Consider the following 22,151-nt stretch of genomic DNA (forward strand, 5'->3'; position numbering starts at 1 on the left):
GCTCATCCCGATCATTGCGGTGCTTGTCGCTGCTCATGCGGGGGCCTCCATGGCGACGCGCAGCGCCGCTATGCCCCGGGATCCGTACGCCTTCACTGATCCGAGGGAGATGCCCAGGGCCTCCGCCACCTGCGCCTCGGTCATGTCCGCGAAGTAGCGCATGACGAGGACCTCGCGCTGACGGCGCTGCAGCCCGCGCAGCGCCTTCTTCAGCGCGTCGCGCTCAAGGAGGTCGTACGCGCCCTCCTCCGCGCTCGCCATGTCGGGCATCGGCTTCGTCAGAAGCTTCAGGCCGAGGATGCGGCGGCGCAGGGCGGAGCGCGAGAGGTTCACGACCGTCTGCCGCAGATACGCGAGCGTCTTCTCGGGGTCACGCACTCTCTTGCGCGCGGAGTGGACCCTGATGAACGCCTCCTGCACGACGTCCTCGCACGAGGCCGTGTCGTCCAGGAGCAGGGCCGCGAGACCGAGAAGCGACCGGTAGTGGGCGCGGTAGGTCTCGGTGAGATGGTCGACCGTGGTGCCTGCTGCCATCGTCTCCTCAGCGCCTTCGCGCTGAGTGGGTATGCGGGCAGGCCGCGCTGCTGGCATGGGGGCGATCACCGGCATGCCGCCGGACGAACCGGACATCCGGGGACGCCGGGGCGGGCGAAGGGCCGCGCCCCTCGCCTGAACCGCTGTGAAATCGAGTACCTCTGCCACGCCTGTTGGACACGCTTCCCCCCGTCAGGGTTGTACGCGACAGGCGTCCTGTTTGCGGCAGGCATCATCCATGACGCTGCGTCAAGTGCCCTCATGCGTACCCGCTCTTCCCCTATGCCCCAGTTTCCCCTGGCGCCCCTAGGCCCGGCGCCCCCGAAAGGCGATCGCAAAGACGCTCCCCGTCCCGTGCGCGGTTGCACGGAACGGGGAGGGATCTTCGACGAATCTTCGGACGCGCGGACCGTCGCGTTCAAGTGGTTAAGACCACCGATCGCCCACAGGTCCTTCACAGATCTTATAAAGCGCGCCGGATAAAAGAACACCAAGCCCGGCTTCCGGACGGTGAAGAGGCCGAACTCACGCGGCGGGCGGGAACTCCTGGGCCACCAGCTCGGCGATCTGCGCGGTGTTCAGGGCCGCACCCTTGCGCAGATTGTCCCCGCACACGAAGAATTCGAGCCCGGCCGGGTCGTCGAGGGAGCGCCGGACACGGCCCACCCAGGTCGGGTCGGTGCCCACCACATCGGCGGGCGTCGGGAACTCACCGGCGGCCGGGTTGTCGAAGAGCACGACACCGGGCGCGGTCGCGAGGATCTCGCGTGCCTTGTCGACCGTGACCTCGCTCTGGAAGCGGGCGTGGACGGTCAGGGAGTGCGTGGTGACGACGGGGACGCGTACACACGTCACCGCGACCTTGAGGTCCGGCAGGCCGAGGATCTTGCGGGACTCGTCCCGCACCTTCATCTCCTCCGAGGACCAGCCGTCCTCGCGCAGGGACCCGGCCCACGGCACGACGTTGAGCGCCACGGGCTCGAGGAAGGGGCCGGTGTTGTCGCCGACCGCACGGCGTACGTCGCCGGGGTGGGTCCCGAGCTCCGTACCGGCCACGAGCGACATCTGCTGGCGCAGGGTGTCGATGCCGGCTCGGCCGGCCCCGCTGACGGCCTGGTAGCTGGAGACGACCAGCTCGCGCAGCCCGAACTCGGCGTGCAGCGCTCCGACGGCGACGATCATCGAGAGGGTCGTGCAGTTGGGGTTGGCGACGATGCCGCGCGGCCGCACGCGCGCGGCGTGCGGATTGACCTCGGGCACGACGAGCGGCACGTCCGGGTCCATGCGGAAGGCGGCCGAGTTGTCCACGACGACCGCCCCCTTGGAGGCGGCGACGGGCGCCCACTGCGCGGAGATCTCGTCGGGTACGTCGAACATCGCGACGTCGACCCCGTCGAAGACCTCTTCGCACAGGGCCATGACCTCGACCTCCTCCCCGCGCACGGCCAGCTTGCGGCCGGCCGAGCGTGAGGAGGCGATCAGGCGGATCTCGCCCCAGATGTCCGCGTGCTGCGAAAGGATCTGGAGCATGACCGCGCCGACGGCCCCGGTCGCTCCCACGACCGCGAGCGTCGGCCTGTCGGTCTGAGCCATCAGCGGCCGGTGCCTCCGTAGACCACGGCCTCGTCGGAGTCCGAGTCGAGGCCGAAGGCGGTGTGCACGGCGCGCACGGCCTCGGTCACATCGTCGGCGCGCGTGACGACCGAGATGCGGATCTCGGAGGTCGAGATGAGCTCGATGTTGACGCCCGCGTCGCTGAGCGCCTCGAAGAACCCGGCCGTGACACCCGGGTTCGTCTTCATACCGGCGCCCACGAGGGAGATCTTGGCGATCTGGTCGTCGTAGCGCAGGGACTCGAAGCCGACCGCGCTCTTCGTCTTCTCCAGGGCGTCGATGGCCTTGCGGCCCTCGGTCTTCGGGAGAGTGAACGAGATGTCCGTCAGGCCGGTCGAGGCCGCGGACACGTTCTGCACGATCATGTCGATGTTGACCTGGGAGTCCGCGATGGCCCGGAAGATGTTCGCGGCCTCCCCGGGCTTGTCCGGGACACCGACGACGGTGATCTTCGCCTCGGAGGTGTCGTGAGCGACACCGGAGATGATGGCCTGCTCCACCTTCTGGTCCCCTTGATCAAAGTGCGGTTCGTTGCTGACCCAGGTGCCCTGCAGTCCCGAGAAGGACGAGCGGACGTGGATCGGGATGTTGTAGCGGCGCGCGTACTCCACACAGCGGTGGAGGAGCACCTTGGACCCGGAGCTGGCGAGCTCCAGCATGTCCTCGAAGGAGATCCAGTCGATCTTCCGCGCCTTCTTCACGACGCGCGGGTCGGCGGTGAACACGCCGTCGACGTCCGTGTAGATCTCGCACACCTCGGCGTCGAGGGCCGCGGCGAGGGCGACTGCGGTCGTGTCGGACCCGCCACGGCCGAGCGTGGTGATGTCCTTCTTGTCCTGGCTGACGCCCTGGAACCCGGCGACGATGGCGATGTTGCCCTCGTCGAGCGCCGTCCTGATCCGTCCCGGCGTCACATCGATGATCCGGGCTTTGTTGTGGACCGAGTCGGTGATGACGCCGGCCTGACTGCCCGTGAACGACTGGGCCTCGTGGCCCAGGTTTTTGATCGCCATGGCCAGCAGGGCCATGGAGATCCGCTCTCCGGCGGTCAGCAGCATGTCGAATTCGCGCCCGGCAGGGATCGGGGATACCTGCCCGGCGAGATCGATCAACTCATCCGTCGTGTCGCCCATCGCGGACACCACGACAACCACCTGGTTGCCGTTCTTCTTGGCGTCGACGATTCGCTTGGCGACCCGCTTGATGCCTTCGGCATCGGCTACGGAGGAGCCTCCGTACTTCTGCACGACAAGGCCCACGTGCGCTCCTCGCTCAGTTTGTCTCGGTCGGCTCAGTCTAACGAGCGGCCGAAATCAGCCCCGGGAATACCACATCCTGAGATGTCCCGCTCAGAAAGTGATCACCGGGCACAGGGACCCGGTGGGGCTTCACGCTCCGGCCGCTCGGACAGGCGCATGCCCGCACCCCGGCCCGGCAACCGGAAAAGTGGGGTGGGTCACTTCACCGGCCGGGTCGTCTCACCGGCGAGCACCCACGGGTGCGGGTCATTTCACCGGCACGTATCCACAGGTCAGAGGTCATTTCACCGTACGGAGCCCCAGCGGTCCCGCGATCTCCTCCGCCATGACCTTGCCCGCCGCCTCGGCGAGGGCTTCCTCGGCGAGGTCCTCGTCGGTGTCGAGGCCGTCCAGGTCGTCCAGCGGCTGGTTCAGGCGGACGTGCGCGACCAGGGACTGCAGCGCGCGCAGGGCGCCGGAGGCCGTGGAGCCCCAGTTCGAGAAGTAGGAGAACTGCCACCACCACAGGGCCTCGGTGGTGCGGCCCGCGCGGTAGTGGGCCATGCCGTGGCGCAGATCGGCCATGACGTCGGCCAGGTCGTCCGAGATCCGGCAGGCGACCGGCGCCTTGCGGGGCTCGTACGGGTCGAAGACCTCGGAGTAGACGTCGATCGGCTCCAGGATCGTGGCGAGCTTCTGGCGCAGGTCGTCGACGTCCGGCTCGGGGCCGAGATCGGGCTCGTAGCGCTCGTCGGGGACGATGTCCTCGTGCGCGCCGAGCCGGCCGCCCGCGAAGAGCAGCTGGGAGAGCTCGAGGAGCAGGAAGGGGACGGCCGAGTCCGGCTCGTCGCCCTTCGCCACCTCGGCGACCGCGACGAGGAAGGACTCGATCTGGTCCGAGATCTGGACCGCGAAGTCGTCCGGATCGTCCTTGACGGCGTTCAGTGTGGCGTCAGACATCTAGGAGTCGTCTCCCCTCGAAGGCGCGGCCGAGCGTGACCTCGTCCGCGTATTCCAGGTCGCCCCCCACCGGGAGCCCGCTGGCCAGGCGGGTGACCTTGAGGCCCATCGGCTTGATCATGCGGGCGAGGTACGTCGCCGTGGCCTCGCCCTCCAGGTTCGGGTCCGTGGCCAGGATCAGCTCGGTGACCGTGCCGTCGGCGAGACGGGCGAGGAGTTCCCTTATCCGCAGGTCGTCCGGGCCGACGCCCTCGATGGGGCTGATCGCCCCGCCGAGCACGTGGTACTTGCCCCGGAACTCGCGGGTCCGCTCGACGGCGACGACGTCCTTGGGCTCCTCGACGACGCAGATGACCGTGAGGTCGCGGCGCGGGTCGCGGCAGATGTTGCACAGCTCCTCCTGCGCCACATTGCCGCAGGTCGCGCAGAAGCGGACCTTCGCCTTGACCTCCATCAGGGCCTGCGCGAGACGCCGTACGTCCGTCGGCTCCGCCTGCAGGATGTGGAAGGCGATCCGCTGCGCGCTCTTGGGACCGACGCCCGGCAGCCTGCCGAGCTCGTCGATGAGGTCCTGGACCACGCCTTCGTACACGGAGTGCCTTCCGACTTCTGCTTGATGGTGCTGTGCCGCTGAGCATGCCAGCCGCTGAGTAGTACGTACGTTAGTTGCGCTACGGCTTCCTTAGAAGGGAAGCCCCGGGATGCCTCCGCCGCCCAGGCCCTGGGCCAGCGGGCCGAGCTTCTGCTGCTGGAGCGTCTGCGCGTTCTCGTTCGCCGCCTGGACCGCCGCGACAACCAGGTCGGCGAGGGTTTCGGTGTCTTCCGGGTCGACGGCCTTCGGGTCGATGACGAGGCCGCGCAGCTCGCCGGAACCGGTCACCGTCGCCTTGACCAGACCGCCGCCGGCCTGGCCCTCGACCTCGGTCAGCGCCAGCTCTTCCTGGGCCTTGGCGAGGTCCTGCTGCATCTTCTGGGCCTGCTGGAGCAACTGCTGCATATTGGGCTGGCCACCACCGGGAATCACGATTCAGCTCCTGTTGCGTACTGTTTCGACCTGCGACCGGGCGCGGGGTCTCCGCCCTGGAACGAGCCTACGTGGTCGGGGTGTCGCCCGCCCCGGCACCTTTCGCTGCACTCTTTCGAGTGAGCCGGTCCCCCTGCCTATACCTGATCAAGACCCACTTCCGGGCGGAAATCCCGTGAAAACGGGTCCTTGGCCACCCATTGGGCGGTAGGAAGATGCTCTGCACATGAGCCCCATCCGTGACCAGGACCAGTCGTAGGGAGTGCCGGGTGAGCCAGCCGGAGATGCAGCCCGAGGGACCGCCGCAGGAGGAGCGGGGCGCGCGCGGCGAGAGCAGTGACGGCACGGGTGACGCGGTGCGGCCGGGCGACCTGACCGGGCGGGCGTTTCCCGTCGGTGACTGGGGCGAGCCCGCCGAGCGGCTCGACGAGCTCTACCGGTGGGTGGAGCGCGGGGCGCTCGACACGGCGTACTGGTACCTCGCCGACCGGGTGTGGAAGCGGCGCGGGGCGCGGGCGCTGCGCGGCGGCGCGATCGTCGGTGCGGTGTCGGGGGCGGCGCTGCCGCTGCTCGATCTGACCGGGGCTCTGGGCGGGGTCGCGCCCTGGGGGTACCTGGCGCTGCTGCTCGCGGTGGCGTGCGTGGCCTGCGACCGGTACTTCGGGCTCACGTCGGGCTGGATAAGGGACGTGGCCACGGCCCAGGCGGTGCAGCGGCGGCTCCAGGCGCTCCAGTTCGACTGGGCGTCGGAGAGCGTGCGGGAGGTGCTCGGCCCGACGGAGGGCACGGCCAGCGAGGCCGCCGAGCGGTGCCTGTCGGTGCTGCGGCGCTTCACGGATGACGTGACGGACCTGGTGCGGGCGGAGACGGCGGACTGGATGGTGGAGTTTCGCTCGGGTCCGGCGCCGCTGGTGATGCAGTCCTCCGTCACCCCGGGCACCCGCCCCGTGGAACCCCCGCCGGGCCGCTTCCCGCTCCCCCCGGGCGCCCGCCCGAACATGCCCCGCCAGCGCCCGCCCGAGCCGCGCTGACCGCCCCGCCCCGCGTCACGCCTGGGGCGGCGAGAGCGCGCGGACGAAGCACACCCGGTCCTCCCCGGGCCCGTCGTAGTCCCGGTGCACGGGTACGCCGTCGGTCTCGCGGTCGCCCGCGACCACCGTGAAGCCCATGGCCCGGTGGAAGGCGACGGACCCCTTGTTGCCCGGCGAGGTGATCGCGCGGACCTCCCGGCGCCCGGCGCCGGCGGCCTGCCGGAAGAAGGTCTCGTAGAGGCCCCGGGCCACGCCCCGCCCGCGCAGCTCCGGGTCGACCCCCACGAAGTGGATGTACGCCTCGGTCTCGTTGTCGGCGGAGTGGAAGCCGACGAGGAACGCCCTGATGCCCGACCCGTCCTCGACGACCAGGCTGGTGCCGGCGAAGAACTGCAGGAACACCTTCGGCAGCAGCCGGGACAGCTCGCGGGCCCGGGCGGGGCTCCGCGAGTCGCCCCACCAGTTCTGCACATGGCGGACGAGCGCGGGGTGGTCGCGGACGTGGGCGGGGCGCATCTCGGGCACGGGGCTCCAGGTCAGCTGAAGATGATCATGGAGCCTTGGGCCAGGCTCCGGGTCGCGGCCGCGTGCAGGCCGAGCCAGACGTGGCGTTCGCGGGCGAAGGGGCTGTCGTCCAGGGGAGCCGGGGCCGCCGGTTCCTCCAGGGACGTGGGGCCCTCCGGCGGGACCGGGGGCGCCGGTGGGTTGGCCGGGTCTATGCCGATCGACCGGGCCACGTACTCCAGCTCCCGAAGCAGCGCGTGGGAGGAGCCGAGGGGGCCGCCGCCGGCGAGGAGTTCGTCGTTGGACAGCGGGCTCGGGAAGTCCACGGGGACGTACGCGCCCGCGTGGTCGTAGTGCCAGACCAGGTGCGACTGCTGGGCCGTCGTCTCGAACATCTCCAGGAGCTGCTCGTAGTCGCCGCCCAGTTCGTCGACCGGTGTGACGGCGAGGCCGCACATCTGGAGGAGGTAGGCGCGGCGCAGGAAGTGCAGCGCGTCGTAGTCGAAGCCGGCGACGGGGGCCACGTCACCGGAGAGTCCGGGCATGTACGAGTAGACCGGCACCGGTGGCAGTCCTGCCTCGTGCAACGCCTTGTCGTAGAGCGCGAGTTCCTCGGCGAAGGGGTTGTCGGGGCTGTGGCACAGCACATCGACGAGCGGGACCAGCCACAGGTCACAGGCCAAGGCGACTCCTCCGGTATGAAAGCCCGTAATGAACGGCGGAAAGGCAGCGTAATGCGCGGGGAGCCGGTTCAGCTCCCCCTCTGCACATTGCTCAGATCCCAGATCCATACGCCTCCGGTCCACGTTCCGGCCCTGCCGACCAGCTGGTCGACCGTCGCCCGCAGCACCCCGTCGTTCTGCTGCGGCGCGAGCACGAGGACGCCGGCGTGCCAGTACGCGAAGTCGCGGCGGGCCTGGGCGCGCCACGCGTCGGTGATCTCGGGGGCGCGGCCCGAGTAACGGATGTCCCGCAGCAGGTTGGAGGTCCAGCGGGGCGAGGCGCCGTAGATGCCGACGTGGTCGGGTCCGTAGGGGCCGTTGAAGTAGCCGCCGGGGAGGCGGAAGCCGAGGCCCGCCTCGGTCTGCCAGTGCAGGGCCTCCGCGTTGCCCGGGTCGGGCAGCGGCACCGGCACGAGGCTCTCGCCGGGGCCGACGTACCGCTTCCAGGTGCCGTCGGCGACGAACGCCGGGACGTCGGCCCGGTCGACCGCCCTGAGCGGCGCCGGGACGATCGGCACGAGCGCCGCGGCGACCGCCGCGAGCCCGAGGAGCCGGTACGGCACCCGCACCGCGGCAAGCCGGTCGAGCGCGAGGGCGAGCAGCATCCCGAGCGCGGGCGCGCACACCATCGCGACCCGCGACTCGATGACCGACTCGAACAGGGGCCGGTGGGCGAGCAGCGCCCAGGGGCCCGGCAGCACGACGTCGGTCAGCGGGATGCGGAACTTCGGGCCGAGCGAGAGCAGCGCCGCCGCGAGCGCGGTGAACGCGAGCGCCTTCACGGCGGCGCTGCGCCACAGCCGTACGACGATCGCGAAGGCGAGCGCGACGAGCGGCCAGCCGTAGAAGGCGTTCTGCTCGGTCGGGTTGAGGGCGAGCGTGGCGGCGCGCTCGCGGGAGCCGGCGAGGGAGCGCTCGGCGAAGGAGAGGAGGGCGAGGGGGCTGTTGCCCGCGTTGTCGCCGTGCAGCACGCTCTTGTAGCTCTGCGGGCCGAGGAACTGCCAGTACAGGGGGAACGCGACGAGCGGCAGGGCGACCGCGGCGGCGATCCCGAGCCCGCGCAGGAGCGGGCGCCAGACCGCTTTCGCCACGTCCCTGCGCACGACGGCGTAGGCGAGCGCGAACAGCGCCATGCCCATGACGGCGAGCAGCAGCGGCTCCTCGCCGAGGAAGATCTGGTACGTCGCGAAGAGACCGAGGACGACGCCGTCGCGCACCACGCGCTTGCCCTCGCACAGCCGCAGCGCCCGCTCGATGATCAGCGGGATCATGAAGAGGACGACGAAGTTCGGGTGCGCGTGCGCGTGGCTGACCATCGGGGGCGCGAACGCGGCGAGGAGCGCGCCGGTCGCGGCGGCCCACGGGGTCCGCACGAGCCGTTTGAGGATCAGCCGGTACCAGGCGAACGCGGTGGCGGCGAGGCCGCCCGTCATCGCCACGTTCAGGGCGACGCCGGGGCCGAAGAGCCAGGTCACGGGGGCGAGCGGGACGGACAGGCCCAGCATCGCGGTGTTGGCCATCAGGTTCACGCCGTCCGGGAAGCCCTGGAGCGTCGTGAACAAGGGGTTGTGGAGGTGGCGGACGCTGTCCGCCGTCACCGCGAAGAACCACTCCCACTGGTTCTGGTCCTGGAGGGAGTCGGGGAGGTAGCGGTGGGCGGGCGCCGCCCAGCGGCCCGAGTACAGGGCGACGGACAGGACGAGGAAGAGCGCCGCCACGAGGAGGTGGGCCTTCGGCACCGCCCGCGCCCTGAGCGTCACCAGCTCGGCCAGGACCCGTACGTAGTCGAAGGGGCGGACCTTCGAGCCCGCCTGGTGCGACCACCGCACGGGCACCTCGGCGACCGGCCAGCCGGAGCGGCGGAAGTACATCAGGATCTCTACGTCGATGCCCCAGCCGTCCAGGCGTGCGGCGCCGAACGCGGCGCGGGCCCGGTCGCCGTCGAAGAGCTTGAAGCCGCACTGGGTGTCCCTGATGCCGGGGACACTCGTCGCGCGTATCAGGAAGTTGCCGGTGCGGCCGAGGAGTTCACGCAGCCGGTGCTGGTGGCGGGCGATCGTCGCGCCGGGCCTTGCCCGGGAGCCGATCGCCGCCGCGTGCCCCTCGCCGAGCGCCTTGTCGAGGGCTTCCAGCTCCTCTATGGGCGCGGCGAGGTCGGCGTCGGTGACCAGGACGCGGCGGCCCCGGGAGGCGAGGACGCCCTGGCGCAGGGCGTGGCCCTTGCCGCGGTTGCGGGGGCTCCGGACGAGCCGGATGCGGGGGGTGCGGCCGGGGCCCTCCGGGGCGGCGGCGGCCGCGCGCTCCGCGATCTCGCGGGTGCGGTCGGTGGAGCCGTCGTCGACGACGACGATCTCCCAGTCACCCCACCGGTTCCCGCCGTCCCCGGCGTCCAGGTACGCGGTGACCGCGTCCAGGGTGGGGCCGAGCCGGCGCTCCTCGTTGTACGCGGGGACGACGACGGTGAGGTCCACGACGCCCGCGCGCGCGGCGACAGGACGGTCCGTCCGCTCCGTGCTCACCGCGCGGCCAGCCGCTCGACGAGGGCCAGGGAGTCCGCGTTGTACGCGGTGACGATGTCCTGCGCGGCGCGCGCGTCCCGGTCTGCGAGCGCGTCGACGAGGCCGCAGTGCCCGGCCCAGAGGTGGCCCCTGAGGTCGTCCACGCGGCGCAGGTGCGGGACCGCGCACATCCACGACTGGACGCGCAGCCGGTGGAAGAAGTCGGAGAGGTACGGGTTCCCGAACAGGGCGCTGAGCTCGCGCCAGAACCGCAGGTCGTAGCCGATCAGCACATTCAGGTCGCCGGCCGTGGCCGCGCGGGCGGCCTCCTCGCCGCGGCGGCGGACGCCGGCGAGGGCGGCGGGGGTCACGTGGTGCGCGTCGGCGTTCGCGGCCAGGCCGCGGAAGATGCCGTCGGTGACGAGGCTGCGGGCTTCGATCATGCCGCGGTAGTCGGCGAGGGAGTACTCGTGGACCGCGAAGCCGCGGTGCTGGGCGGAGTCCAGGAGGCCCTGCCCGGACAGGTCGACCAGGGCCTCGCGGACCGGAGTCGCGGAGACGCCGTACTGCTCGGCGATCTCCTTGACCGTGAACTCCTGGCCCGGTTCGAGCCGCCCCGCGAGGATCTCGTCGCGCAGGGCGTCGGCGATCTGCTGGCGCAGCGTGCTGCGCTGGACGGCAGCTCCGCCGTCGGTTCCGGGCACGTGGTGTCCCTCCCCCGTAGTGCGTCGTCAGCTGGTGAGGCTGTCCTGGTCAGCTGGTCAGCCTACGCACTACGGGGAGTGACACGGAGTACCGCTTTCGCTACGAGGTGTAGCCGTCCGCCACGGTCAGCGCCTCGTCGAGAGCGGCGAGGCCCTCCTTGGCCTCGGCCTCCGTGACGTTGCACGGCGGGACCACGTGGGTGCGGTTCATGTTGATGAAGGGCCACAGGCCGTTCTTCTTGGCGGCGGCGCCGAAGGCGGCCATCGGCGCGTTCGCCGCACCCGCCGCGTTGTACGGGGTCAGCGGCTCGCGGGTGGCCTTGTCCTTCACCAGCTCCAGGGCCCAGAACATACCGAGGCCGCGGACCTCGCCCACCGACGGGTGACGCTCCGCGAGGTCGCGCAGCGCCGGGCCGATCAGCGTCTCGCCGAGGTGGGCGGCGTTCTCGACGACGCGCTCCTCCTCCATGACGTTGATGGTGGCGACGGCGGCGGCGCAGGCCAGCGGGTGCCCGGAGTAGGTGAGGCCGCCCGGGTAGGGGCGCTTGCCGAACGTGTCGGCTATGGCGCCGGAGATGGCGACGCCACCGAGCGGGACGTAGCCCGAGTTCACGCCCTTGGCGAAGGTCATCAGGTCGGGCACGACGTCGTAGTGGTCGGCGGCGAACCACTTGCCGGTGCGCCCGAAGCCCGCCATGACCTCGTCGAGGATGAAGACGATGCCGTGCCGGTCGCACAGCTCGCGCACGCCCTGGAGGTAGCCGGGCGGCGGCGTCATGATGCCGGCGGTGCCGGGCACGGTCTCCAGGATGATCGCGGCGATGGTGGCCGGGCCCTCGAAGACGATGGTGTCCTCGAGGTGCTGGAGCGCGCGCTCGCACTCCTGCTGCTCGGTCTCCGAGTAGAACGGGGAGCGGTAGAGGAACGGCGCCCAGAAGTGGACGACGCCCGCCGTGCCCTGGTCGCTCGGCCAGCGGCGCGGGTCGCCGGTCAGGTTGATCGCGGTGGAGGTGGCGCCGTGGTACGAGCGGTAGGCGGAGAGCACCTTGTGACGGCCCGTGTGCAGACGGGCCATGCGGGTGGCGTTCTCCACCGCCTCGGCGCCGCCGTTGGTGAAGAAGATCTTGTCCAGGTCGCCGGGGGTCCGCTCGGCGATGAGGCGTGCGGCCTCGGAGCGGGCCTCGACGGCGAACGCGGGCGCGAAGGTCGTGAGGGAGGCGGCCTGCTCCTGGATCGCGGCGACGACCTTCGGGTGCTGGTACCCGATGTTCGTGAAGACGAGGCCGGAGGTGAAGTCGAGGTAGCGGTTGCCGTCGTAGTCCCAGAAGTACGAGCCTTCGGCGCCGGCGACGGCGAGCGGGTCGATGAGCTCCTGTGCGGACCAGGAGTGGAACACGTGCGCACGGTCCGCGGCCTTGACGGCGGCGCCGACCTGGGGATTCGGCTGAGGGGTCATGGGCCCGAGGGTAAATGTCCGCATGGTGGAAGGACCATCGGCGTCCTGTCTGTGGGACGGCCGCTAACGCGACACACTGTCGCCCTCGCCCGGAGGCACCGCTCCGGGGAACAGCGTCCGCACCGCTTCCTGCCACGGTCCGGCCGCCAGTTCGGGCCGCAGCACGGCGAGCCCGCCGCAGTACTTGCCGAACGCCACGGGCGCCACCCCGAACCGTGCAAGCAGCCGGTCCGCGTCCGTCGGCCGCCCCGGCGCACCCGCCTTGGTCTCCACGAGCACGGACCCGCCGTCCGCCCGTACCGCGCGCCCCTCACCCGCGTCGCGCACCACGAGCCCCGCGTCACAGGTGAGCCGCTGCCCGTCGACGACGAACGTCGCGCGCCGGTACTCGGTGACGACGCGGGCGGCCAGCTCCTGCGGCGCCCCGATGCCGTACGTACCGCGCAGGACCCCGTTGACGAAGGCGCGCCCGGTGTCGTCGAGGGGGTCGTCGCCCTCTCCCAGGCGGGTCCGGTGCTTGACCGTCGCGCCGTCCGCGCCGCGCACCTTGAGCTCCAACTGCCGCTTCCCGCTGTCCTGGTAGAGCCGCTCCCTGACGCCGAAGCGGGGCGCGCGCTCCTGCGCGTGGTCGTGGAACGAACGCAGGGCGGGGGTGTCGTAGTGCGTCGAGCGGTATCCGAACCAGCGGCGGCCGCCCACCGACAGGGCGCGGTAGGGGCCGCCCGGCCTGCGGGGGTCGGTGAGCAGGGCGGCGAAGTCCTGGAAGAGCTCGACGGGGACGAGATAGCTGTGGCCGTGGTGGCGCAGCAGCGGGGCCGCGGCGTCGGTCTCGTCGAGTCCGACGGGGCGGGCGGCGAGCGCGGCGCGCGCGAGGGCGCGGACGGCGACTGGCGTCCTGTTCAGCACACGGTCTCCTCGGTCGGGGGAGGTCGTAGACGTGAAGGGGTACGTCGTGACGTGGTCGTCGTGGGTCGTCGTGAAGTAGTACGTACCGGATCGCAAGATTGTTCCGTTTGGCGGAAATAAAATTCCGCGAGAGGGCCGGTCGCTCGAATGTCATTGACAGCACACTGTCGTAATGACAGCATGCTGCCATCAGCAAGAGGTGAGACCAGGTATCAGGCAGCAACAGGTGACCGAGGTTCTGGAGAACGCCATGACGATCAGCCGCACCGGGAAGCCCGTACACCTCGCCGTCTACGACACCCTCGCCGACTGGGAGTCGGGGCACGCGACCGCCCACCTCGCCCGCGGCGGTCACGGGATCCGCACCGTCGCGCTCGACGCCGGGCGGGCCGTCACCACCATCGGCGGCGTGCGCATCGAGCCCGACCTGGCCCTCGACGAGCTGCGCCCCGAGGACAGCGCGCTGCTGATCCTCACCGGCGCCGACCTCTGGGACACCGGCGCCGACCTCGCGCCCTTCGCCCGCAAGGCCCGCGCCTTCCTCGACGCGGGCGTGCCGGTCGCCGCGATCTGCGGGGCCACCGCCGGACTCGCCCGCGAGGGCCTGCTCGACGACCGGGCGCACACCAGCGCCGTCCCCATGTACCTGGACGCCACCGGCTACAAGGGCGGCGGGCGCTACGTCGACGCGGACGCCGTGACGGACGGCGGGCTGATCACGGCCGGGCCGACCGAGCCCGTCGCGTTCGCTCGCGAGATCCTCGGCGAGCTCGGGGTGTTCGAGGGGGAGTTGCTCGACGCCTGGTACCGGCTGTTCCACGACTCCGACGCGACGGCGTACGAGACCCTCCAGGGAGCGCAGGGGTGAGCAGGGCGCGGCAGGACCTGCTGAGCCGGACGGCGCTCGGCGTCTTCCGGCTCAACGGCCAGTTCCTGTCCGTCTCCGAGGAGCTGTCACGGCCCGCGGGGCTCACCGCCGCCCGGTGGCAGGTGCTCGGCGCGGTCCTGACCGAGCCGCTGCCCGTCGCCGGCATCGCGCGCGTCATGGGCATCACCCGCCAGAGCGTCCAGCGCGTCGCCGACCTGCTCGTCACCCAGGGCCTCGCCGCCTACGAGCCGAACCCGGCCCACCGGCGCGCCAAGCTCCTGGCCCCCACCGAGGAGGGCCGCGCGGCGGTCGCGCGGATCGGCCCCGGCCACGCGGCCCTCGCGGACCGGCTCGCGAAGGCACTCGGCGAGGACGAACTCGCCGCGACGGTACGGATGCTCGAACGGCTGTCGGCGGCCCTGGACGAGGTGACGGATCACCCGACGGCCCACCCTGTTACGGAACCGTAGACGCCGCCCCGCCCCCAGTGTCACAACCTCCCACTATTCTCAGGATGTTGGTCACACATGGGGGAGGGTGGCGCGACATGGAGAAGCTGGGGGCGGGAGATCCGCAGCGCATCGGTGCGTACCGGCTGCTGGCGCGGCTCGGGGCGGGCGGGATGGGCCAGGTCTATCTGGCGCGCTCGGACCGCGGGCGCACGGTCGCGGTCAAGCTGGTGCGCCAGGAGCTCGCCGAGCAGGAGGAGTTCAGGAACCGGTTCCGGCTCGAGGTGCAGGCCGCGCGGCAGGTCGGAGGGGAGTGGACCGCGCCGGTCCTCGACGCGGACACCGAGGCGGACATCCCCTGGGTGGCCACGGGTTACGTGGCGGGGCCCTCGCTCCAGACGGTCGTCTCGCACGACCACGGCGCGCTGCCCGAGCGCTCCGTGCGGATCCTCGCGGCGGGCCTCACGCACGCGCTCAAGGACATCCACACCGCGGGCCTCATCCACCGCGACCTGAAGCCGTCGAACGTCCTGGTGACGATCGACGGGCCCCGCGTCATCGACTTCGGCATCGCCCGCGCCCTGGAGACCGTGACGGACGGCGGCCTCACGAGAACGGGCGCCCTCGTGGGCTCGCCCGGCTTCATGGCCCCCGAGCAGGTGCGCGGCGACCGGATCACCCCGGCCTGCGACGTGTTCTGCCTCGGCTCGGTCCTCGCCTACGCGGCGACGGGCGCGCTGCCGTTCGGCACGGCCAACAGCGGGGTGCACGCCCTGATGTTCCGTATCGCCCAGGAGGAGCCCGACCTCGAAGGGCTCCCGGAGGGCCTCCAGGAACTCGTACGGGACTGTCTGCGCAAGGACCCCTCGGCCCGTCCGACCCTGGACCAGCTTCTGGAGCGGACCGGCGCCGAGGACACGCTCGGCGACGGCGGACGCACGCGTGACCCGTGGCTGCCGGGGGCGCTCGTGGCGCAACTGGGGCGGCACGCCGTGCAGTTGCTGGACAACGAGGACCCTGACGGTCCGACCGGGGCGACCTCCGGGAAACCGCCCGGCCTCGACAAGGAGAAGCCCGCGCCGGCCGGAACCGGAGACGGTGGCGACGGCGGCGGGAGCGGTGAGACCACCCCTCCCCCGCCCGGCGCGCCCGGCGCCGCCCCCGTCAACCACCTGCCGACGATGGTCTCCCCCTCCGGCCCGTCCGCCCCCGCGCTCCCGCCGGCGCCGCCGCCCGCCTCCGCCGCGTACGGGTATCCGCACCCCCACCCCCAGGCACCCGTCTACGGCTACCCGCAGCAGGGCGGCTGGGGCGGGACGCCGCCCTACGGCCCCGGCTCCACACCCCCGTACGGCCCGGCCGTCGTCCCCATCGGCGCGCCTCAGCCGGAGCCGCGCCGCAGCGGGCGCTCCACGGCGGCGCTGATCGTGGTGGCGCTCGTCGTGGCGCTCGGCGCGGGCGGATCGGTGTACGCGCTGATGAAGGACGACGGCAGGACGGCCTCCCAGACCGATGACCCCAAGCAGCCGACGTCCAACGCGCCCACGAGCCAGGGACCGACGACGGGCGGGCCCAGCTCGCAGGACCCCGGGACATCGCAGCCGCCGAGCTCCTCCGAACCGCCCGCCGGCGGGGACGTGCCCACCGAGTTCCTCGGCACCTGGACCGCCTCGATCGACAACGGCACGGGCCACAACACCCGCCGTCTGAGCATCCAGCAGGGCAGCCCCGGGGACACGGTCCTGTCGATGACGGCGGACGGCCCGCTCAAGGGCGGCGGCACGTACCACTGCGTGTTCCAGGGCACGCTGGTGTCGGCATCCGGCGGGACGCTGCGCATCGGCGCCACGGACGTCGTCTCGGGCCCCTCCGGTTCGTGCAGTCCGGGCAAGCCGAGCTCGGTCGAGGTGCTCTCGTCGGGCGAGCTGCGCCGCACGATGGACAACGGCGACGAACTGACGTACAGCAAGGGCTGAACACCCCATCCGCTGGGCCGAGTTGAACGGAAGGGTGTCGTCCGGCGAACATCCGCCGACGCGCCCGCCGTTCCGCCCCCGGCCCGCCGCCCGTTTCGTACGGTGACCGCACGATCAAGTCGGTCACCCGTGCGAGGGGCTCATGAGCTGGTTCGATGTCGACGTCGTCATGGGTGGCGCCGGTGTGCTCATCGGCATCGCGTCCATCGCCGCGCCCGTGTGGATCGACCGCCGCGCGCCGCGCCGCAAGCGCATCGGCTACCGCAAGCAGATGGACACCGTCATAGGCGGCAGCAACCGCGCGGGCGCCAGCAACGTACGGCTCGGGCTCTTCGACGAAATGCCCGAGATGTCTGACGCGACGCTCGTCCTGCTGCGCATCGAGAACGACGGCTCGGTGCCCATCGGCCGGGACGACTACACGGACTCGTCGCCGCACCACGGCCTGACCGCCGTGTTCGAGGACCGCACCGTCCGGGGCGTGGCCGTCACGCTGCCGCCCGAGGCGGAGCACCTGATGGGCCACTTCGACCAGGGTCCGGGACTGGTCAGTTCGGGCAGCGCGCTGCGCATCCCGCGGGTGCCGCTCAACCCCGGCGCGTACTACAAGCTCCTCGTCCTGCTCACCGGCGGACCGGTCGACAGCGACACCACCGTCCAGGGCGATGTCGAGGGCGGTGAGCTGCACGAGAACCACAGCGTCACGCCCGACGAGAAGCCCCCCGTGTTCGGCCTCTGGGCTCGCCGGGTGACCGGCCTCCTGAGCGCCTTCGTCATCGCGCTCGCGGCCCTCGCCCTGTGGCCCGACACCCCGCCGCCGCCCGACTACTGCGAGAGGGGCACGCTGACGGTCACCGGCTCGACGGCGTTCGCGCCGGTCGCCGAGGAGCTGAAGCAGAAGTACGAGGAGCACTGCCCGGACGTGACGATCACGGTCAGCGCCCACGGCAGCCAGACCGGCGTACGGGAACTCGCCCTCGGCGGCGCGCGGGGAACGGGGGCCGCCGGGCAGCCGGCCAAGGGGTCACCGGCCGTGGTCACCTTCTCCGACGGGCCGCGCCCCGCGAGCTACACCCAGCTCAGCGAGAACCACGTCGCCGTCTCCCTCTTCACCCTCGTCGTCAACGACCGGGTCCGGCTCAGGAACCTGCGGGTCGCCGACGTACGCCGCCTCTACCGCGGCGAGATCCGCTCCTGGGCCCAGCTCGGCGGCCCCGACCTGCCCGTCGTCCTGGTCAGCCGCACCTCGGGCTCCGGCACCCGCCGCGCGCTCCAGGACCGGGTCCTCGCCGGGGGCGAGGAGCCCCGCACCTCGTCGGACGACTGCACCAACAGGACGGTGCGGTCGGTGCCCGTACTGCGCTGCGAACTCGACTCCACCGACCAGGTCCTGGACGCCGTGGCCCGCATCCCCGGAGCGCTCGGCTACAGCGAACTGCGCGCCGCCACCGAGCTGAAGGGCCTGCACCGCCTCTCCCTCGACGGCCACGCGCCGGACATCGACCACATCGAGTCGAGCGGCTACCCGTACCGCGAGATCGAGTTCGCCTACACCTACGGCCGCCCGCCCGCCGACTCCCTCGCCTCCAGCTTCCTGGCCTACGCGATCCGCGGCCCCGGCCAGGACGTCATCCGCACCCACGGCCATCTGCCGTGCGGGACGCCGGTGGGGCTGCGGATCTGCGGAAACGGGTGACGGTCCCGTTCCCCGTGACTCCCACAGAAAAAAAGCCCGATGGTGCCTACAACCTTCGGCCTCCGGCGCGGGTCTCCTGATCACCAAAACCGCCATGCCGAGCCCGCCGCAGGAGAATCCGCCATGCCGAAGCACAAGCGCACCCCCGCCGTCAGACCGGGCCGTGGCCGCATAGCGGCCGCGACGGCCGCCGCGGCCGCACTCACCGGAGGCCTCGTCTCCCTGTCGGCCGGCGCCGCGTCGGCGACGCCCGGCGCCTCCGCGACCCAGCCGCACGAGGCCGACTTCAACCTCGACGGCTACCCGGACGTCGCCGTCTCCTCCCCCGAGGCATCCGTCGGCGGCCAGGCGAAGGCCGGGCAGATCACGGTGTTCTACGGCTCGGCGAACGGGATCAGCGCAGCGAAGCGCGCCACCCTCACCCAGAGTTCCACGGGCGTGCCGGGCACTCCCGAGTCCGGCGACCTCTTCGGATACGTCACCTCACCGGGCGACTTCAACCGTGACGGCTTCACCGACCTCGCCGTGGGCACCCCCTACGAGGACATGCCCGGCGACACCGACGGCGGGACCGTCACCGTCCTGTGGGGCTCCTCCGGAGGGCTGAAGGGCGGCACCACCATCGCGGACCCGGCGCCCACGAGCCACGACCGGTTCGGCTTCGACGTCGCGGCGGGCGACTTCGACGGCGACGGGAAGACCGACCTCGTGACGGCGGACAGCAGCAAGTCCGTCCGCGTCTTCAAGAGCGGCATCGCCAAGTCGGGCACGGTCGGCTCGGTCACCGCCGTCACCACCCCGGTGCGCGCGACCAGCCCGTACCACCTTCGCAAGCTCACGGCCGGCGACGTGAACGCCGACGGCAAGGACGACCTCGTCGTCAGCGGCAACAACGCCACCAGTGACGGCGACTACCTCGCCAACTTCTACCTGCCCGGCACGGCGTCCGGCCCGTCCGCCACCGCCACCGCGCTGCCGGGCGGCGTGATCAGCGATATCGGTGACATCAACGGCGACGGCTTCGGCGACGTGGTCACCGGCCTGACCGCGGACCCCTCCAACTCCGAGGAGCAGCCCGGCATGTCCGTCGGCGGCGACATCCACGTCACGTACGGCTCCGCCACCGGACCGGACGGCGGCACCACCGTGATCTCGCAGGACACCGCGGGCGTCCCCGGCACCGGTGAGGCGTCGGACCTGTTCGGCTGGGAGATCAGCGTCGGCGACATCAACGGCGACGGTCTCTCCGACATCGCCGTCGGCACCGTCGCCGAGGACGGCGCGGCCTCGGGATCGGGCGACAGCGGCGCCGTGACCGTCCTGTACGGCTCGGCCTCGGGCGTCACGGGAACCAGCTCCCAGACCTTCACCCAGGACACGGCCGGCGTTCCGGGCACCAGCGAGTACAAGGACGCGTTCGGCACCGACGTCCTGCTGTCGGACTTCAACGCCGACGGCAGGTCGGACCTGGCCATCGGTGTAGGCGGCGAGAACGAGGGCAACGGCGCGGTCACCGTCCTCAAGTCCAGCGGCGGCAGGATCACCACGACGGGCGCGGTGTCGCTCTCGCCCTCGGCGGTGGGCGTGTCCACGTCCGGCACACCGCAGTTCGGCTCGGTCTTCGGAGGCTGACCGCACACGCGAAGGCGCCCCGGCCCGCCGAAGCGGACCGGGGCGCCTGCTGTTCCGGGGCGCGGGGCCTAGAGGAACGAGTTGACCTCGATGGTCTCGGTGCGGCCGGGGCCGACGCCGATCGCGGAGATCGGGGCGCCCGACATCTCCTCCAGGGCCTTCACGTACGCCTGCGCGTTCTTCGGCAGGTCGGCGAAGGTCTTGGCCTTGGTGATGTCCTCGGACCAGCCCGGCAGGTACTCGTACACCGGCTTCGCGTGGTGGAAGTCGGTCTGGGAGTACGGGAGTTCCTCGACGCGCTTGCCGTCGATCTCGTAGGCGACGCAGACCGGGATCTGCTCCCAGCCCGTGAGCACGTCCAGCTTGGTGAGGAAGAAGTCCGTCAGGCCGTTCACACGGGTCGCGTAGCGGGCGATGACCGCGTCGAACCAGCCGCAGCGGCGGTCACGGCCGGTGGTGACACCGCGCTCGCCGCCGATGCGGCGCAGCGCCTCGCCGTCCTTGTCGAACAGCTCGGTCGGGAACGGGCCCGCGCCGACACGGGTCGTGTACGCCTTGAGGATGCCGATGACGCGGCTGATCTTCGTCGGGCCGACGCCCGCACCCGTGCAGGCGCCGCCCGCGGTCGGGTTCGACGACGTCACGAAGGGATACGTGCCGTGGTCGATGTCGAGCAGCGTGCCCTGGCCGCCCTCGAAGAGGACGACCTTGTCGTCGTCGAGCGCCTTGTTCAGGATCAGGGTGGTGTCGGCGACGTAGCCCTTGATCTGCTCCGCGTAGCCGAGCAGCTCCTCGACGACCTGCTCCGCCTCGATGGCGCGCCGGTTGAAGACCTTGGTGAGGAGCTGGTTCTTGCCCTCGAGCGCCGCTTCGACCTTCTGGGTGAGGATCGACTCGTCGTAGAGGTCCTGGACGCGGATGCCGACGCGGTTGATCTTGTCCGCGTAGGTCGGGCCGATGCCGCGGCCGGTGGTGCCGATCTTGCGCTTGCCGAGGAAGCGTTCCGTCACCTTGTCGACGGTCACGTTGTACGGCGTGATGATGTGCGCGTTGCCGCTGAGCAGCAGCTTCGACGTGTCGACGCCGCGCTCGTTCAGTCCACTCAGCTCGGAGAGCAGGACCGACGGATCGACGACGACACCGTTTCCGATGACCGGCGTGCACTCCGGCGAGAGGATCCCGGAAGGGAGGAGGTGGAGCGCATACTTCTGGTCGCCTACGACGACCGTGTGACCGGCGTTGTTGCCGCCCTGGTAGCGCACCACATAGTCCACGGATCCACCGAGCAGGTCGGTGGCCTTTCCCTTGCCTTCGTCACCCCACTGAGCACCGAGCAGCACAAGTGCGGGCACAGGCGTACACCCCTTCCGGGCGGGGCAAGACCAAGGTCAGGGGCCGTAGCCGCCTGTATGGGTGTGCCTTGGTGTGCCCCGGAATAGACGAAGCCCCTGGCGCAATAGCGCAAGGGGCTCTTGCACCAAGATGCTACCCGAGGAAGCGAGGCAGGACCGAGGTGGCGGCTTTTGACCAGCTACTGGTGGTCGTCGATCCGGTCGCCCGGCGTGCGGACGGCGAGTCGGTACGCATCGCGAAGGACGTGCTCGGCGCCGGTGCGACGGTGAAGGTGTGTCTGCCGGACGGGCCGGAGGAATTCGCGAAGGCCCTGGTCAGAAGGGGTTCCCGGCGGCCGGTGGTGATCGGGGACGACCGGGCGCTGCTGCGCGCGGTGGCTCTGCTGCACCGCGAGCGCGAGCTGGCGGGTTGCGTTCTCTCGCTCGTCCCGGTCGGGGCGAGTGTCTCGCTGGCGCGCTCCCTGGGTGTGCCGACCGGGGCGGTGGCGGCGGCGCGGGCGGCCCTGGAGGGCGTCGAGCGGCGGCTCGATCTGCTCGTCGACGACTCCGACGGGGTGGTTCTCGGGAATCTGCGGATCCCGCCGGTGGCGCACCCGGCGGCGCTGGGCTCCGACCCCGCGCACCACTGGCTGCGTACCTGCCAGTCCCTCGTCCGCACGCTGGCGGCGCGCCCGACGCGTGCGACGGCGCCCGCTCCGGGGCCGCAGCGGCTGCGGGTCGAGGCGGACGGGGTGACGCTGGTCGATCTGGACCGGCCGGTCGAAGGCGTGAGCGTGGCCCCCGACGCGGCGGGCCGGGCCAGCGTCGAGGTCAGGCCGTCCTCGGTGGGCGCGGAGGCGGGGCCCTTGCGGGTCCTCGCGCACACGGTGACGGTGTCGGGCCCGGACTTCCGCTACCGCGCGGACCAGGTGGTGGCCGGCCCCGTACGCACCCGCACATGGACGGTACGGGCGGGTGCGTGGGGGCTGACCTTGCCCAAGTGACGCG

The 22,151-nt window shown here is 71.5% G+C and carries 20 protein-coding genes; 7 read left to right on the top strand and 13 right to left on the bottom strand.

Translation table 11 applies throughout. The features are described from left to right. Nucleotides 1–33 precede the first annotated feature (33 nt). The 6 genes from OG574_RS23395 to OG574_RS23420 form a co-directional block, all read right to left on the bottom strand. The gene (locus OG574_RS23395) at nt 34–702 is read right to left on the bottom strand and encodes a SigE family RNA polymerase sigma factor (protein WP_100596378.1); all 669 of its coding nucleotides are present in this window, start codon (nt 700–702) and stop codon (nt 34–36) included. Between the two features lie 357 nt (nt 703–1,059). Beyond that, the gene (locus OG574_RS23400; RefSeq protein ID WP_100596379.1) at nt 1,060–2,127 is read right to left on the bottom strand and encodes an aspartate-semialdehyde dehydrogenase; all 1,068 of its coding nucleotides are present in this window, start codon (nt 2,125–2,127) and stop codon (nt 1,060–1,062) included. Then, a complete protein-coding gene (locus tag OG574_RS23405) occupies nt 2,127–3,407 on the bottom strand; it encodes an aspartate kinase (protein WP_100596380.1) in 1,281 nt (426 codons plus the stop codon). Before OG574_RS23405 ends, OG574_RS23400 begins: the two co-directional genes overlap by 1 nt. Before the next feature lie 279 nt (nt 3,408–3,686). Further along, nucleotides 3,687–4,346 (bottom strand): DUF5063 domain-containing protein, encoded by a 660-nt coding sequence (locus tag OG574_RS23410; RefSeq protein ID WP_100596381.1) that lies wholly within the window; start codon nt 4,344–4,346, stop codon nt 3,687–3,689. Next, on the bottom strand, nt 4,339–4,938 hold the full coding sequence (gene recR / locus OG574_RS23415; protein WP_100596382.1) for a recombination mediator RecR: 600 nt from the start codon (nt 4,936–4,938) through the stop codon (nt 4,339–4,341). The genes OG574_RS23410 and recR overlap by 8 nt, the downstream gene beginning before the upstream one ends. A gap of 90 nt (nt 4,939–5,028) precedes the next feature. Continuing rightward, complete coding sequence (locus tag OG574_RS23420) at nt 5,029–5,370, bottom strand: YbaB/EbfC family nucleoid-associated protein (protein ID WP_100596383.1); 342 nt, start codon at nt 5,368–5,370, stop codon at nt 5,029–5,031. A 269-nt stretch (nt 5,371–5,639) separates the two neighbouring features. Between OG574_RS23420 and OG574_RS23425 the strand changes: the two genes are divergently transcribed. Further along, entirely contained in the window at nt 5,640–6,401 is a 762-nt protein-coding gene (locus OG574_RS23425) for an SLATT domain-containing protein (protein ID WP_326774807.1), read from the top strand. A gap of 15 nt (nt 6,402–6,416) precedes the next feature. Here OG574_RS23425 and OG574_RS23430 read toward each other — a convergent pair whose 3' ends face one another. The 6 genes from OG574_RS23430 to OG574_RS23455 all read right to left on the bottom strand — a co-directional run bounded on the left by OG574_RS23430 (nt 6,417) and on the right by OG574_RS23455 (nt 13,287). Continuing rightward, complete coding sequence (locus OG574_RS23430; protein WP_326778590.1) at nt 6,417–6,917, bottom strand: GNAT family N-acetyltransferase; 501 nt, start codon at nt 6,915–6,917, stop codon at nt 6,417–6,419. Nucleotides 6,918–6,937: 20 nt separating this feature from the next. Further along, nucleotides 6,938–7,588, bottom strand: coding sequence for a hypothetical protein (locus OG574_RS23435; RefSeq protein WP_100596386.1), 651 nt, complete (start codon nt 7,586–7,588; stop codon nt 6,938–6,940). A gap of 68 nt (nt 7,589–7,656) precedes the next feature. Further along, entirely contained in the window at nt 7,657–10,146 is a 2,490-nt protein-coding gene (locus OG574_RS23440; RefSeq protein ID WP_326774808.1) for a dolichyl-phosphate beta-glucosyltransferase, read from the bottom strand. Then, complete coding sequence (locus OG574_RS23445; protein WP_100596388.1) at nt 10,143–10,829, bottom strand: GntR family transcriptional regulator; 687 nt, start codon at nt 10,827–10,829, stop codon at nt 10,143–10,145. The genes OG574_RS23440 and OG574_RS23445 overlap by 4 nt, the downstream gene beginning before the upstream one ends. Nucleotides 10,830–10,929: 100 nt before the next feature. After that, nucleotides 10,930–12,285, bottom strand: coding sequence for an aspartate aminotransferase family protein (locus tag OG574_RS23450; RefSeq protein ID WP_326774809.1), 1,356 nt, complete (start codon nt 12,283–12,285; stop codon nt 10,930–10,932). 63 nt (nt 12,286–12,348) lie between these two features. Next, on the bottom strand, nt 12,349–13,287 hold the full coding sequence (locus OG574_RS23455) for a VTC domain-containing protein (RefSeq protein WP_326774810.1): 939 nt from the start codon (nt 13,285–13,287) through the stop codon (nt 12,349–12,351). Nucleotides 13,288–13,441: 154 nt separating this feature from the next. Here OG574_RS23455 and OG574_RS23460 point away from each other — a divergent pair, with 154 nt between their 5' ends. The 5 genes from OG574_RS23460 (at nt 13,442) to OG574_RS23480 (ending at nt 19,812) form a co-directional block, all read left to right on the top strand. Further along, nucleotides 13,442–14,059: a DJ-1/PfpI family protein gene (locus OG574_RS23460; RefSeq protein ID WP_326778591.1), complete on the top strand. Its 618-nt coding sequence runs from the start codon at nt 13,442–13,444 to the stop codon at nt 14,057–14,059. Continuing rightward, nucleotides 14,056–14,529 (top strand): MarR family winged helix-turn-helix transcriptional regulator, encoded by a 474-nt coding sequence (locus tag OG574_RS23465; protein ID WP_326774811.1) that lies wholly within the window; start codon nt 14,056–14,058, stop codon nt 14,527–14,529. Before OG574_RS23460 ends, OG574_RS23465 begins: the two co-directional genes overlap by 4 nt. Nucleotides 14,530–14,606: 77 nt before the next feature. Beyond that, complete coding sequence (locus OG574_RS23470; RefSeq protein ID WP_326774812.1) at nt 14,607–16,484, top strand: serine/threonine-protein kinase; 1,878 nt, start codon at nt 14,607–14,609, stop codon at nt 16,482–16,484. Nucleotides 16,485–16,626: 142 nt separating this feature from the next. Beyond that, a complete protein-coding gene (locus OG574_RS23475; RefSeq protein WP_326774813.1) occupies nt 16,627–18,180 on the top strand; it encodes a substrate-binding domain-containing protein in 1,554 nt (517 codons plus the stop codon). Nucleotides 18,181–18,303: 123 nt separating this feature from the next. After that, nucleotides 18,304–19,812: an FG-GAP and VCBS repeat-containing protein gene (locus tag OG574_RS23480; protein WP_326774814.1), complete on the top strand. Its 1,509-nt coding sequence runs from the start codon at nt 18,304–18,306 to the stop codon at nt 19,810–19,812. Nucleotides 19,813–19,880: 68 nt separating this feature from the next. Here the strand turns inward: OG574_RS23480 and OG574_RS23485 are convergent, their stop codons facing one another. Continuing rightward, complete coding sequence (locus tag OG574_RS23485; protein WP_100596394.1) at nt 19,881–21,164, bottom strand: adenylosuccinate synthase; 1,284 nt, start codon at nt 21,162–21,164, stop codon at nt 19,881–19,883. Between the two features lie 161 nt (nt 21,165–21,325). Here OG574_RS23485 and OG574_RS23490 point away from each other — a divergent pair, with 161 nt between their 5' ends. Then, complete coding sequence (locus tag OG574_RS23490; RefSeq protein WP_326774815.1) at nt 21,326–22,147, top strand: diacylglycerol kinase; 822 nt, start codon at nt 21,326–21,328, stop codon at nt 22,145–22,147. Nucleotides 22,148–22,151 lie beyond the last annotated feature (4 nt).

Source organism: Streptomyces sp. NBC_01445 (assembly GCF_035918235.1).
In the GTDB taxonomy this organism is placed as follows: Bacteria; Actinomycetota; Actinomycetes; order Streptomycetales; family Streptomycetaceae; genus Streptomyces.